Origin of the sequence: Actinokineospora bangkokensis, assembly GCF_001940455.1 — a bacterium.
Taxonomy (GTDB): domain Bacteria; phylum Actinomycetota; class Actinomycetes; order Mycobacteriales; family Pseudonocardiaceae; genus Actinokineospora; species Actinokineospora bangkokensis.
The window spans coordinates 20,352-33,740 of sequence record NZ_MKQR01000001.1 but is presented as its reverse complement, the minus strand read 5'-3'; the positions used below and the strand labels follow the sequence as shown (position 1 = coordinate 33,740).

The 13,389-nt window shown below is 72.3% G+C and carries 11 protein-coding genes and 1 tRNA gene; 7 read left to right on the top strand and 5 right to left on the bottom strand.

Annotated features, from left to right (window positions below; translation table 11 throughout):
• Positions 1-69: 69 nt before the first annotated feature.
• Both BJP25_RS00145 and BJP25_RS00140 read right to left on the bottom strand, forming a co-directional pair.
• Positions 70-702 (bottom strand): hypothetical protein, encoded by a 633-nt coding sequence (locus BJP25_RS00145; protein ID WP_075972674.1) that lies wholly within the window; start codon positions 700-702, stop codon positions 70-72.
• 816 nt (positions 703-1,518) lie between these two features.
• Positions 1,519-1,601 (bottom strand) — tRNA-Leu (locus BJP25_RS00140).
• A gap of 143 nt (positions 1,602-1,744) precedes the next feature.
• Between BJP25_RS00140 and BJP25_RS00135 the strand changes: the two genes are divergently transcribed.
• The 7 genes from BJP25_RS00135 (at position 1,745) to pknB (ending at position 11,463) form a co-directional block, all read left to right on the top strand.
• Positions 1,745-2,917: a DUF3662 and FHA domain-containing protein gene (locus tag BJP25_RS00135; RefSeq protein WP_075972673.1), complete on the top strand. Its 1,173-nt coding sequence runs from the start codon at positions 1,745-1,747 to the stop codon at positions 2,915-2,917.
• Between the two features lie 181 nt (positions 2,918-3,098).
• On the top strand, positions 3,099-3,557 hold the full coding sequence (locus tag BJP25_RS00130) for an FHA domain-containing protein FhaB/FipA (protein WP_075972672.1): 459 nt from the start codon (positions 3,099-3,101) through the stop codon (positions 3,555-3,557).
• The gene (locus BJP25_RS00125; RefSeq protein WP_075972671.1) at positions 3,554-4,975 is read left to right on the top strand and encodes a PP2C family protein-serine/threonine phosphatase; all 1,422 of its coding nucleotides are present in this window, start codon (positions 3,554-3,556) and stop codon (positions 4,973-4,975) included. The genes BJP25_RS00130 and BJP25_RS00125 overlap by 4 nt, the downstream gene beginning before the upstream one ends.
• A gap of 1 nt (position 4,976) precedes the next feature.
• Entirely contained in the window at positions 4,977-6,449 is a 1,473-nt protein-coding gene (locus BJP25_RS00120; RefSeq protein ID WP_084793562.1) for an FtsW/RodA/SpoVE family cell cycle protein, read from the top strand.
• The gene (locus BJP25_RS00115) at positions 6,446-7,939 is read left to right on the top strand and encodes a peptidoglycan D,D-transpeptidase FtsI family protein (protein ID WP_075972670.1); all 1,494 of its coding nucleotides are present in this window, start codon (positions 6,446-6,448) and stop codon (positions 7,937-7,939) included. The genes BJP25_RS00120 and BJP25_RS00115 overlap by 4 nt, the downstream gene beginning before the upstream one ends.
• Position 7,940: 1 nt before the next feature.
• Complete coding sequence (locus BJP25_RS00110) at positions 7,941-9,404, top strand: serine/threonine-protein kinase (RefSeq protein WP_075972669.1); 1,464 nt, start codon at positions 7,941-7,943, stop codon at positions 9,402-9,404.
• Positions 9,405-9,465: 61 nt separating this feature from the next.
• Positions 9,466-11,463 carry a Stk1 family PASTA domain-containing Ser/Thr kinase gene (gene pknB / locus BJP25_RS00105; protein ID WP_075972668.1) on the top strand — a complete coding sequence of 666 codons (1,998 nt, stop codon included), beginning with the start codon at positions 9,466-9,468 and terminating at the stop codon, positions 11,461-11,463.
• 94 nt (positions 11,464-11,557) lie between these two features.
• On the opposite strand, the gene BJP25_RS00100 is transcribed toward pknB, so the two are convergent.
• Genes BJP25_RS00100 through BJP25_RS00095 form a run of 3 tightly spaced genes read right to left on the bottom strand, consistent with a single transcriptional unit; the run spans position 11,558 to position 13,273 of the window.
• Positions 11,558-12,205 (bottom strand): aminodeoxychorismate/anthranilate synthase component II, encoded by a 648-nt coding sequence (locus tag BJP25_RS00100; protein ID WP_075972667.1) that lies wholly within the window; start codon positions 12,203-12,205, stop codon positions 11,558-11,560.
• 34 nt (positions 12,206-12,239) lie between these two features.
• The gene (locus BJP25_RS34470; RefSeq protein ID WP_198943290.1) at positions 12,240-12,395 is read right to left on the bottom strand and encodes a hypothetical protein; all 156 of its coding nucleotides are present in this window, start codon (positions 12,393-12,395) and stop codon (positions 12,240-12,242) included.
• A complete protein-coding gene (locus BJP25_RS00095) occupies positions 12,395-13,273 on the bottom strand; it encodes a class E sortase (RefSeq protein WP_075972666.1) in 879 nt (292 codons plus the stop codon). Before BJP25_RS00095 ends, BJP25_RS34470 begins: the two co-directional genes overlap by 1 nt.
• Between the last annotated feature and the right edge of the window lie 116 nt (positions 13,274-13,389).

The window sequence follows — 13,389 nt, the reverse complement described above, 5'->3', positions numbered from 1 at the left end:
CGACCGCAGGCCCGCGGTCCTCAGCCTCAGCGGTCCTCAGCCGCAGCAGTCCTCAGGCCGCAGGAGTCCTCAGGCGCGGGGGCCGTTGGCCGCGGAGTCGAGGATCTGGTCGTAGGCCAGTTCGGACACCCAGCGGTAGGTGCTGTCGGTCTCGGCGCCCGCGCGGTCGCCGCGGCCGGGCAGGTCGAGCTGCACGGCGCCGTCCGGCTCGGCGCTGGTGACCGCGACGCCGTAGGCGCGGGCGCGCGGCAGGCAGTTGACCAGGTAGTCGTGGGTGAGCACGGCGGAGGTGGGCAGCACGACCGCGGCGTCGCCGTAGCGCAGGAAGGGCACGGCGTTGGCCAGGCCGGTGCGCCAGTGCCGGGCGACGGCGATGGCGCCGACGATGCGCACGGCGGGCTCGGGCACCCGGCCCGCCAGCTCCGGCCAGGCCCAGGTGGACACGCTGGCCTTGTCGGTGACCGGTTCCTGCCCCAGGCAGATCCGCTCGGCGTGCACGTCGGGCAGCAGGTCGGCGACCAGGCACACGCGCCTGCCGAAGAGGACGACCTCGGGCAGCACGGTGCCCGCCCAGCCCAGCGCGGCGGCGGCGCCCGCGGCGAGCTCGTCGGGCGTCCCGGGCAGCTCGACCGGTGGGGTCAGCTGTGCGGGCAGCGCCTTGAGGGTCTCGGTGATCGCAGTGCGCCCGGGGATGCCGCTCACGAACTTCCGCCCTTCTCTCCCCCCGGCCGGGACGCGGTCCCCGCCGAGCGGTGTCGATCGGTCATCCCATTGAGTACCAGTCGGCACCCGCCCGATAAGACCCCCCGAGCACCCCCCTGCGGCCGGCGGCCGTCCACCATCGACGACCGGTCGACGACCGGTAAACGAACTTCACTGCCGCTATCCCGCCATCCGGGTGATCGCGTCGGTGGACAACGGCCACGAGCAGCACCCTCAGTGCGGTGACAAAGATCATCGGCGGCCACAACCCTGGAAAACCGCTATTTCCGGTGTCCCCCACATGGCCCATCACCAGCGCGCACCAGGCCCCCCGGCACCACTCCCCCGCCGCTCACCGCACCCCTTTTCCACCCCGCCCCGCAATCGCCGCCGCAAAAATGCACCCCTCCCCACAACTGGTGCATAAAGTGCCCCGGACCACACCCACTCCCCATCCCCAGCCCACAACGACGTTCCGTGACTTCAAAACCACAAAGAGCCACACCCCGCCCCTCCCCCACAATCCCACTCCCCATTCCCCCACTTCCACTCACCGCACCCTCCCCACCACTCACCCCCCCAATCCCCTCAACCCACACACCTACCCCCCCATCCCCGCTCCCTCCCCCACCCAACTCCCGCCGCCCCACTCCACTCCCCACCCACACACCCCGCGAGCCAGCTGGTCCCACCCCAACCCCCACCCCCCGCAAGCCGAGGAGCACGCACCGTGGGGGCCCGGGGGGTCGCCCCCCGGAAAGACGTGGACACACGAAAACGGCGAGTGCTCTCCACGAGCACCCGCCGTCATTCGTGTGGGCGAGGGGGGAGTTGAACCCCCACGTCCTTTCGGACACACGGACCTGAACCGTGCGCGTCTGCCATTCCGCCACTCGCCCGAGTGGTGGTGTCCCCCGTGGGGAACGAGGAGAACAGTAGCACGGTCGCGGAGGGGGTCTGCACCGGGGTTCGCACATCCCCGTGTCGGGGATGGCGCACCCGGATACGATCGAGGCAGGAGCACGCACGGGAGGGAGGGTCCATGGGCATCGGGCAGCGGTTGAACCGCAAGCTGGAGAACCTCGTGGACAACTCGTTCGCGCGCGTCTTCGGTGGCAGCGTGGTGCCCCAGGAGGTGGCCGCGGCGCTGCAGCGCGAGGGCGAGGACAAGGTCCAGGAGTTGGCGGGCGGGCGGTTGCTGGCGCCGAACCACTACGTGGTGCAGCTGGGGCCGACCGACCACGGCAACCTCTCGGCCGACTCCCGCATGCAAGTGCTGCTCGCCGAGAGCGTGGCCGAGCACCTCCAGGAGCACGGCTGGGACACCTACGGCGACGTCGTAGTCTCCTTGGAGCGCTCGGACGCGCTGCACACCGGACAGTTCCGAACCCGCTCGTCCGTCGACCCCGACGTGAAGGCCCACCCCGTGGGTGCAGGTGACCAGGCAGGCCGACGGCCGGCACAACCCCGCAACGCAGGAGACCGATCCATGAGCCAGCAGCCCGGCTACGGACAAGCCCCCGAGGGCGACCCCTACGGACAGCAGTACGGGTACGGCCAAGGGCAGTACGGCAACGACCCCAACTACGGCCAGCAGGGCTACGGCCAGCAGCAGGGCGGATACGACCAGCAGGGCTACGGCCAGCAGCAGGGCTACGGCCAGCAGGGCGGGTACGACCAGCAGCAGGGCTACGGCCAGCAGGGTTACGACCAGGGCTACAACCAGGGCTACGGCCAGCAGCAGGGTGGCTACGACCAGCAGGGCTACGGCCAGCAGCCCGGCTACGACCAGGGCTACAACCAGGGTTACGGCCAGCAGGGCGGCTACGACCAGGGCGGCTATGGCCAGCAGCAGCAGGGCTACGGCCAGGACCCCTACGGCCAGCAGGGCGGCTACGCCCCGCCCGCGGTGCAGACCCAGCGCCAGCTCTCCGCGAGCCTGCAGCTCGACGACGGCTCCAACCGCAACTACTCGCTCAAGCAGGGCGGGAACGTGGTCGGCCGCGGCCAGGACGCCGACTTCCGCCTCCCCGACACCGGGGTGTCGCGCAGGCACCTGGAGATCACCTGGGACGGGCAGAGCGCCACCCTGGCCGACCTGGGCTCGACGAACGGGACCACCGTGAACGGGACCCCGGTGCAGACCTGGCAGCTGGCCGACGGCGACGTGGTGCGCATCGGCCACTCGTCGCTGGTGTTCCGCACCCAGGGGTGACGCGGCGCCCGCCCGGAGGGGGCGGGCAACGCGGGCGGGGCGCCGGGCGTCCTGCAAGCTGTCGGAGGATATGAGGGCTGTCCGGGCACGGCACCGGGCAGTCCTCGTGTCGGGTCATGGCCCCCCTGCCCGGGGGGCGGTCCCGACCGGTTGAGGGAAGAAGCGGGAGCGGCGACTACCAGTGCCAGAGTTGGTCATGCAGCTGACCAGAGCGGGCTTCCTGGCCCTGCTCTGGCTGTTCGTGCTCGCCGCCCTGCGGGTGGTCCGCTCGGACCTCTACGCCGCGTCCGGGCTCCGCGTGGCGGTGCCCGGGTTCCGCAGGTCGACCGAGAAGAAGGTCCGGGGCAAGGCGCCGCGGCAGCTGGTGGTGACCCACGGCGCGCTGCAGGGGACGCGGATCAACCTCGACGGCAGGCCCATCCTGATGGGCCGCGCCGACGACTCGACGCTGGTGCTCGACGACGACTACGCCTCGACCCGGCACGCCCGGCTGTCGCTGCGCGGAACGGACTGGTACGTGGAAGATCTGGGCTCGACGAACGGCACCTACCTGGACCGGGCTAAGGTCACCCAACCCCTCCGGGTGCCGCTAGGTGTCCCGATCCGCATCGGCAAGACGGTGATCGAGCTGCGCTCATGACCCTTGTTCTTCGTTACGCGGCCCGCAGCGACCGGGGCCTGGTGCGCTCGAACAACCAGGATTCCGTGTACGCGGGCCCCCGCCTGCTCTCCCTCGCCGACGGCATGGGCGGCCACGTGGCCGGTGAGGTGGCCTCCAAGGTCGTCATCGCCGCCCTGGCCCCGCTCGACGACGACGAACCCGGCGACGACCTGCTCGGCCAGCTGCGCGAGGCCACCACGGCGGGCAACGGCGCGATCGCGGAGCTGGTCGCCAACGACCCGGACCTCGACGGCATGGGCACGACGCTGTCGGCGATCCTGTTCGCGGGCAGCCGCATCGGCCTGGTGCACGTCGGCGACTCGCGGATCTACCTCAGCCGCGACGAGCAGTTCACCCAGATCACCCACGACGACACCTTCGTGCAGTCGCTGATCGACGAGGGCCGGATCACCGAGGACGAGGCGGCCACCCACCCGCAGCGGTCGCTGCTGCTCAAGGCGCTGACCGGGCACGAGGTGGAGCCGACGCTGACCGTCCGCGAGGCCCGCCCCGGCGACCGGTACCTGCTGTGCTCGGACGGGCTGTCCGGCCCGGTCAGCCACGAGACGCTGGCCGAGGCCATCCGCATCCCGGACCCGCAGGAGTGCGCGGACCGGATGATCGAGCTGGCGCTGAAGTCCGGCGGCCCGGACAACGTGACCGTGATCGTCGCGGACGTGGTCGACGTCGACTACGGCGACAACCACCGGATCGTGGGCGGCGCGGCGGGCAACGGCCAGGACGAGGTGCCGCCGCCGGACTCCCCGGCCTCGCGCGCCGGGGCGATCACCGCCCCCCGCCCGGTGCCCAGGCCGCAGGCGCAGCCCGAGCCCCCGGACCCGTCGGTGCGCAGGCGCAAGCGCGTGCGCGCCCTGCTGTTCGCGCTGCTGCTGGTGCTGCTGCTCGGCGCGGGCGCGGTCGGCGTGCGCTACTGGGTGAACTCGCAGTACTTCATCGGCGAGGGCACCGGCGGCGAGGTCGCGATCTTCCAGGGCATCCAGGGCTCGGTGCTGGGCCTGTCGCTCAACAGCCAGGTGCAGGGCAGCTGCGGGCCGACCGACTCGACCCCGTGCGAGAAGCTCTACGTCGACGACCTGAACTCCATCGGGCAGGACGTCGTCCGCTCCGGGCGCAACGTCGCCACCAGCATCGACGACGCCAGGGACAAGCTCAAGCAGCTGCGCACCAACCGGCTGCCGCTGTGCGACGAGCCGGACCAGTCGGCCACCGAGGCCCCCGGCCTGCCGCCGGGCGTCGGCCAGGCCACCCCGACCACCACCCCGGCGCCGCCGACCACGACCCCGGCGCTGACCACGACCACCGCCACCCCGTCGACGAGCGCCGCGCAGTCCGCGGACTGCCGCACCCCGCGCGACACGGACAAGGGCGGCGGCTGACATGGGCGCACCGGTCCAGGGCGCGGTGGGTGGTCCGGCGGCCGGGCGCACCGGGTCGACCCCCGAGGGCGGCACGCCGACGCGGCGCGGCACCGAGCTGTGGCTGCTCGGCTTCGCCGCGCTCATCGTCACCAGCGCGCTGGTGCTGGTCGAGGCCAACCAGGAGCAGACGCTCACCTTCCGCATCGTCTGGTACGGCCTGGCCTACCTGGCGCTGTTCGGCGTCGCGCACGTGGCCGTGCGCAAGTTCGCCCCCTACGCCGACCCGCTGATCCTGCCCTGCGTGGCGCTGCTCAACGGGCTGGGCCTGGTGGTCATCTACCGCATCGACCTGGCGCTGAGCGAGCGGGCGCTGCGCGCGGGCCGGGAGTTCAACAACGACGTCCCCAAGCAGATCCTGTGGACCGCGGTCGCCCTGGCCCTGCTGCTCGCCGTGCTCGTGGTGATCAAGGACCACCGCACGCTGACGAAGTACTACTACACCTTCGGCGTGGCGGGCCTGGTGCTGCTGGCGCTGCCCGCGCTGCTGCCCGGCATCATCGCCCCCACGATCAACGGCGCGAAGATCTGGCTGCGGATCGGGCCGTTCTCCATCCAGCCCGGCGAGTTCTCCAAGGTCCTGCTGCTGGTGTTCTTCGCGGCGTTCCTGGTCTCCAAGCGCGACCTGTTCATGTCCGCGGGCAGGCGGGTGCTCGGGGTGGACCTGCCGCGCGCCCGCGACCTGGGCCCGGTGCTGTTCGCCTGGGCCATGTCGCTGGGCGTCCTGGTCTTCCAGAAGGACCTGGGCACCTCGCTGCTGTTCTACGGCACGATCCTGGTGATGCTCTACGTCGCCACCGAGCGCGGCGTGTGGGTGGGCATCGGGGTGAGCCTGTTCGTCGGCGGCGCCCTGGTGGCCTACCAGCTGTTCACCCACGTCCAGCAGCGCGTGGCGAACTGGCTGGACCCGCTGGCCACCTACGACGACGCGGGCGGCGGCTACCAGATCGCGCAGGCGCTGTTCGGCCTGGGCACCGGCGGCGTCGGCGGCACCGGCCTCGGCGCGGGCCGCCCGGACCTGGTGCCGCTGGCCAACACCGACTTCATCGTCGCGGCGATCGGTGAGGAGCTGGGCTTCATCGGCCTGGCCTCGCTGCTGCTGATCTACACCGTGCTCGCGCTGCGCGGCATGCGCTCGGCGCTGGCGGTGCGCGACACCTTCGGCAAGCTGCTCGGCGGCGGCCTGTCGTTCCTGCTGATCATGCAGGTGTTCGTGGTCGTCGGCGGGGTCACCAAGCTGATCCCGATGACCGGCATCACCGCGCCGTTCCTGTCCTACGGCGGCTCGTCCCTGCTCGCGAACTACATCCTGGTGGCACTCCTGCTCCGCATCTCCGACGCCGCCCGCCGCCCGCAGAGCGGGTCGCGGCCCCGCCCGGTCCCGCAGGCGCCCATCGCCGAGGCGCACACCGTCATGGTGGAGCGGCCGACGTGAACACCCCGCTGCGCCGCGTCGGCCTGGCCATGCTCGGCATGGTCATCCTGCTGCTGGCCAACGCCACCTACATCCAGATCTTCAAGGCCGACGACTACCGGCAGAACCCGAAGAACAACCGGATCATCCTGGAGGAGTACGCCCGCGAGCGCGGCAAGATCCTCGTCCGGGCGGGCAACGACGTGCAGCTGGTGGCCACCGTCCAGCCGACCAACGACCGGCTGCGCTACCTGCGCCAGTACACCAACGGCCCGCTCTACGCCCCGGTCACCGGGTTCTACTCGACCCGCTACGGCGCCACCGGCCTCGAGCGCGCCGAGGACGAGATCTTCAACGGCTCCGACGACCGGCTCTTCGTCCGCCGCCTGTCGGACCTGATCACCGGCCGGGACCCGCGCGGCGGCAACGTCGAGATCACCATCAACCCGGCGGCGCAGGCGGCGGCCTACGAGGCGATGACCCAGGCGAACTACCGCGGCGCGGTGGTGGCCCTGGAGCCCAAGACCGGCGCCATCCTGGCCATGGTGTCCACCCCCTCCTACGACCCCAACCCGCTCGCCGCGCACGACGGCGACGTGCAGGGCAAGGCCTGGGCGGCCTACGACGCCGACGCCAACAAGCCCATGCTCAACCGGGCGGTGGCCGAGACCTACCCGCCCGGCTCGACGTTCAAGCTGCTGGTGGCCTCGGCGGCGCTGGAGGACGGGCAGACCAAGGACTCGCCGCTGACCGCCACCGCCAGCATCAAGGTGGGCGGCTCGGAGCTGCGCAACTACTCGCGCGGCACCTGCGGCGGCAGCTCCACCACCGTCACCATGACCACCGCGATCGCGCTGTCGTGCAACACCTCCTTCGCCCAGCTGGCCAAGGACCTCGGCGACGACAAGCTCATCGACCAGGCCGCCGCCTACGGCATCGGCGACAGCGACCTGACCGTGCCCACCCCGGTGGTGCGCTCCTGCATCGGCCCGCGCTCCCCCGACGACGACTGCATGGCGCTGCCCGACCCGCTGGCGATCTACCAGACCGGCATCGGCCAGCGCGACGTGCGGCTGACCCCGATGCAGAACGCCGAGATCGTGGCGACCATCGCCAACGGCGGCGAGCGGATGCGCCCGCAGCTGGTGCGCTCGATCCTGGCCCCGGACCTGTCGGTGATCTCCGACTTCTCCGAGGACAGCCTGGGCTCGCCCATCTCGCGCTCCACCGCCGACCAGCTGCGCGACATGATGAAGGAGTCGGAGAAGAACACCCGCGGCGGCGGCAAGCGCGCCGACGTGCAGATCGCCTCCAAGACCGGCACCGCCGAGACCGGCGACGCCCCCAAGGACACCCCCCCGTTCGCCTGGTACGTCGCCTTCGCCCCCGCCGACGACCCCAAGGTCGCGGTGGCCGTGGTGGTGGAGACCGACGACCCGGCGGCGACCGGCTCGCAGGTCTCGGCCGGGGTGGGCCGCGCGACGATCAACGCCGTGCTGGGCGGTGGCTGACGTGCTCACCTCCGGCCAGCTGCTCGCCGACCGCTACCGGCTCGCCCGCCGGATCGCGGTCGGCGGCATGGGCGAGGTGTGGGAGGCCGCGGACACCCGGTTGGACCGGCGGGTCGCGGTGAAGGTGCTCAAGCCGGAGCTGTGCGGGGACGCGGAGTTCCTGCACCGCTTCCGCACCGAGGCGCGCACCACCGCCTCCATCAACCACCCCGGCATCGCCGCGGTGCACGACTACGGCGAGACCGCGGGCGTCGTCGACGGCCCGCAGGACACCGCCTACCTGGTGATGGAGCTGGTCGAGGGCGAGCCGCTGGCGGCGATCCTGGCCAAGGAGGGCAGGCTGCCCGCCGACCGGACCCTGGACGTGCTGGAGCAGTCGGCGGCCGCGCTCAACGCCGCGCACGAGCGCGGGTACGTCCACCGCGACGTCAAGCCGGGCAACATCCTCATCACCCCGTCGGGGGTGGTGAAGCTGACCGACTTCGGCATCGCCAAGGCCGCCGACGCCGCCCCGGTGACCCGCTCCGGCATGGTGATGGGCACCGCGCACTACATCGCCCCCGAGCAGGCGCTGGGCCACGAGGCCGAACCCGCCAGCGACGTGTACTCCCTGGCCGTGGTCGGCTACGAGTGCCTGACCGGGCACCGGCCGTTCCTGTCCGAGAACGCGGTGACGGTCGCGATGATGCACATCCGCGACATCCCGCCGCCGCTGCCCGCCGACGTGCCGCCCGGCACCCGCGCGCTCATCGAGGCGACGCTGGTCAAGGACCCCCGGCAGCGCTACGCCAACGGCGGGGAGTTCGCCGTGGCGGTGGCCGCCGTGCGCGCGGGCAGGCCGCTGCCCGCGCCGTCCGGGCTGGCCCTCTCCGGCGCCCACCGCGGTCCGGCCGCGGGCACGCACCCCGGGCTGGCCCCGGTGTCCGGGCCGCTGCCGCGCGGCCCGCAGCCGCCGTTCACCCCGGTGCCCGGCCACCAGCAGCACCGGGAGGGCCGCACCGGGCTGTGGATCACCATCGCCGTGCTGGCGGTGGCGCTGGTGGCGGCGCTGGCCTTCGGCCTGCCCGCGATCCTGCGCGACGACCAGCGCGAGGACGACGGCCGGGTCGGCGGCGGCGCCCCGACGAGCTCCGAGCGGGCGGAGCCGACCGGCACCACGGGCGCGCCCGTGCCGCCCCCCGGCGCGACGCCGCCCAGCACCTCCCCGGTGGACCCCACCGACCCCGAGGACGGCGACCAGGTGCGCGTGGACGTGGAGGACTACCTGGGGCTCACCGCCGACCAGGCCGCGATCCAGCTGGGCACGCTCGGCCTGCAGACCAAGGTCGTCACCCGCCAGCAGCAGTTGCCCCCGGCAGACCCGTCGACCTGCGTGGTGACCAACGTGACCCCCAACGGCTGGGTGGAGCGCAGGTCCGCGGTGCGGGTGATCTGCGACCCTCAGCAGAACGGCCCGCCGGGGTGAGCGCGGCGCTCGGCACCACCATGATGGGACCAGACTTGACGAGGATCGGGACGACGCACCGATGACCACACCGCGACTGCTCTCCAACCGCTACGAGATCGGCGACGCGATCGGCTACGGCGGCATGTCGGAGGTCCACCTCGGCCGCGACGTCCGCCTCGGCCGCGAGGTCGCGGTGAAGGTGCTGCGCGCCGACCTGGCCCGCGACCCGCAGTTCCAGGAGCGGTTCCGGCGCGAGGCGCAGAACGCCGCCGCGCTGAACCACCCGGCGATCGTGGCCGTGTACGACACCGGCGAGACGCGCATCGACTCCGGGCCGCTGCCCTACATCGTCATGGAGTACGTCGACGGCCGGACGCTGCGCGACATCGTCAAGACCGAGGGCCCGCTGCCCGGCCAGCGCGCGATGGAGATCATGGCCGACGTGTGCGCGGCGCTGGACTTCTCGCACCGGCACGGGATCGTGCACCGCGACGTCAAGCCCGCCAACGTCATGATCACCAAGACCGGCGCGGTCAAGGTGATGGACTTCGGCATCGCCCGCGCGGTGGCCGACGGCCAGGTCGCGGTGACCCAGACCGCCGCGGTCATCGGCACCGCCCAGTACCTGTCCCCCGAGCAGGCCCGCGGCGAGTCCGTCGACGCCCGCTCGGACGTCTACGCCACCGGCTGCGTGCTGTTCGAGCTGCTGACCGGGGAGCCGCCGTTCACCGGCGACAGCCCGGTCGCGGTGGCCTACCAGCACGTGCGCGAGGACCCGCGGCCGCCGTCGCAGCTCAACCCCCGGGTGAGCCCGCAGCTCGACGCGATCGTGCTCAAGGCGATGTCCAAGGGCGCGGCCAACCGCTACCAGTCCGCGGCCGAGATGCGCACCGACATCGTCCGGGTGCTCTCCGGCCAGCGCCCGGCGGCGCCGATGGTGATGACCGACGACGACCGCACCGCCGTGCTGGGCGCGGGCCGCCCGCAGCCGGAGATGCGCGGGCGCCACCGGCCCGAGTCGCTGGACACCGAGTACGACTACGACGACTACGCCGACGAGGAGGAGGAGCGCAGGCGCAGGCAGCGCAAGACGTGGCTGATCGTGCTGTGCAGCCTCATCGTCGTCGGCCTCATCGGCATCGTCTGGTACCTGCTCAGCGACAGCTCCGCCGACCAGGCCGACGGGTCGTTCACCGTGCCGGAGGTGGTGGGCAAGTCCCAGGCCGAGGCGCAGAGCCAGCTGTCGAACCTGGGCCTGCAACCGGTGGTGGAGAACGTGCCCTGCCAGCAGACCGAGACCGGCGCCCCCGGCCCGTGCGGCCCGGACAGCATCGGCAAGGTCATCGGCACCGACCCGAGCACCGGCGCCGCGGTGCGCAAGGGCGACCGGATCACCCTGCGGGTGGGCGTGAGCCCGGAGAAGGTCGCCGTCCCCGACGTCTCCGGCAAGACCCTGCAGGAGGCCACCGACCTGCTCAAGCAGGCCAAGCTGTCGGTGGCGGCGCAGACCGAGGAGGAGGTGACCACCGACGACGACCTGGTCGGCAAGGTCACCTCGTCGAACCCGGCGGTGGGCACGTCGGTGAGCGCGGGCACCGAGGTCAAGCTGGTGATCGGCAAGGCCCAGGAGCAGGTGGACGTGCCGAACCTGGTGGGCCAGGACTACGACACCGCCGCGGCCAACCTCCAGCGCGCCGGGCTCACCGCCAAGCGCCAGGACGTCTCCTCCAACCAGCCCGCGGGCACGGTCACCGACCAGGCGCCCAAGTCCGGCAAGCTCAAGCCGGGGTCCACGGTGACGCTGAGCGTGTCCAAGGGCGACCAGGTCGAGATCAGCATGCCGAACCTGGAGGGCAAGTCCCGGGCCGAGGCCGAGGCCGCGCTGCGCCAGCTGGGCTGGACCGGCTCGCTCAACGCCGTGGACTACCCGACCACCGACCGCGACGAGGTGGGCAAGGTGCTGGAGCAGGACCAGCAGCCCGGCGAGAAGATCGCCAAGGACGACACGGTCAACGTCACCATCGGCAAGTCGCTGATCGGCGGCGGCGGACCGGACCCGACCACCACGAACCGGTAGTCCCCAGCGCGGCGAGAGCCCCGCACCCCCTCAGGGGTGCGGGGCTCTCGCGTTGTCCGGGGTTCGTCGCCGGGGGAGTCGCCCGGGGTCGGTCTCAGGCGACGCCGCGGGTGAGGGCCCGCATGCCGCTCTCCAGCTCGGTGACCCGGCCGTCGTCCACCGGGAACCCGGCCGAGCCCATCCAGTTCGCCAGCATCCGGTGCCCGCCGTCGGTGAGCACCGACTCGGGGTGGAACTGCACGCCCTCCACCGGCAGCTCCCGGTGCCGCATCGCCATCACGATGCCGCCCTCGGTGCGCCCGGTGACCTCGAACTCGTCCGGGATCGTCTCCGGCAGCACGGTCAGCGAGTGGTAGCGGGTGGCCACGAACGGGTCGGGCAGGCCCGCGAGCACGCCGACCCCCGAGTGGTGCACCAGCGAGGTCTTGCCGTGCAGCAGCTCCGGCGCCCGGTCGACGGTGGCGCCCCACGCCACGCCCATCGCCTGGTGGCCCAGGCACACGCCGAGCACGGGCAGCCGCCGCTCGGCGCACCAGGTGACCACGTCGATGGAGCGGCCCGCGCGCTCCGGGGTGGAGGGCCCGGGGCTGACCAGGACGCCGTCGAACCCGTCGAGGGCGGACGCGGACGACAGCTGCTCGGCGTCGTTGCGCCAGACCTCGGTGGTGGCGCCCAGCTGCGCCAGGTACTGCACGAGGTTGTAGACGAAGCTGTCGTAGTTGTCGACCACCAGCACGCGCATGCCGCCACGGTACCGACCCGCGGCGCCCCGCGGGTTACTGCGTGGTGACCTGGTTGAAGGGCAGCTTGGGCTCCACCCAGGGGAACACCACGAACATCAGCAGGGCCACCACGCCGAGCACCAGCACCGCGGCGGTGAGCACGCGCACGGCGACCGGGCCGGGGAGGTGGCGCCAGATCCACCCGTACATCAGCTGGTCTCCTTCAACTCGGGCGGGGTCTGACCGGGCTGCTGCGGGTTCTTCGCCCACTGCTTGACCATCACCGCGTGCACGATGAGGCGCTGCCGGTCGGAGAACTTGGGGTGGCAGGTGGTCAGCGTCATCAGCGACACCTGCTGCCCGGCGCTGAGGGTCTGCTCGGCACCCGGCCGGTTCGGCACCGGCAGCACCACCCCGCCTTGGGTGGGGGCGACGATCTCCTGGCCCACCACCTGCTCGTAGGGGGCGCCCAGCGGGCCCACCCCCGCGCAGCGCGGGTCGGCGGCCTTGGTGCTCGCCCAGTCCGCCACCTCGTCGGACTTGGGCAGCACCCGGTAGACGTACCAGCTGTAGGCGGTCTCGACGACGATCGCGTCGCAGGAGTTGAGCAGGTCGATGTCGTTGAACGGCGCGCCCTTGCCGACCCGGTGGCCCGCGACGGCGAAGTTGCCCGGCATGCCGGGGTCGCCGCTGCCGGTGTAGTGCCCGGGGCCGACCTCCAGGGTCTTCTCCGTGGTGCCCTGCAGGACGGTGAAGGAGTAGTCGGCGCCGAAGGCCGGGACGTACATCTTGGCGATGCCGGAGCCCTCGGGGCCGTCGAAGTGCTCCACCCGGTCGCGCTCGTCCTCCGGGGTGGCGCTGCGCCACTCCTGGTCGAGCGCGGCGGTGGCGTCGCGCTGCTTGGCCGCCGACAGCAGGTCGGTGACGTACACCTCGTAGACGACGAACAGCAGCACCACCAGGCCCGCGGTGATGAGCAGCTCGCCGATGCCGCGGACCGCGGTGCGCACCGGGTCGCGCCCGGTCCGGCCGGGCCCGGGGCCGGTGGGCGGCGCGGCTGCCGCCTCGCTGTGGCCGACCGTGCTCACGTCCGGCCTCCTTCCTGGGCGGCCAGCCCGCGGGCTGGTGGAGATCGTTGCCTACTGGGGGTTCGTGACGCCGTTCGGCTACGTTAACGTGTCACCACGGCGGGAGTTGCGATTGT

Bases quoted from the DNA above. Each gene is read 5' to 3' on its own strand.
- BJP25_RS00120 (WP_084793562.1), top strand. From the start codon at position 4,977: ATGGGCGCACCGGTCCAGGGCGCGGTGGGTGGTCCGGCGGCCGGGCGC.
- pknB (WP_075972668.1), top strand. From the start codon at position 9,466: ATGACCACACCGCGACTGCTCTCCAACCGCTACGAGATCGGCGACGCG.
- BJP25_RS00135 (WP_075972673.1), top strand. From the start codon at position 1,745: ATGGGCATCGGGCAGCGGTTGAACCGCAAGCTGGAGAACCTCGTGGAC.
- BJP25_RS00125 (WP_075972671.1), top strand. From the start codon at position 3,554: ATGACCCTTGTTCTTCGTTACGCGGCCCGCAGCGACCGGGGCCTGGTG.
- BJP25_RS00100 (WP_075972667.1), bottom strand. From the start codon at position 12,205: ATGCGCGTGCTGGTGGTCGACAACTACGACAGCTTCGTCTACAACCTC.
- BJP25_RS34470 (WP_198943290.1), bottom strand. From the start codon at position 12,395: ATGTACGGGTGGATCTGGCGCCACCTCCCCGGCCCGGTCGCCGTGCGC.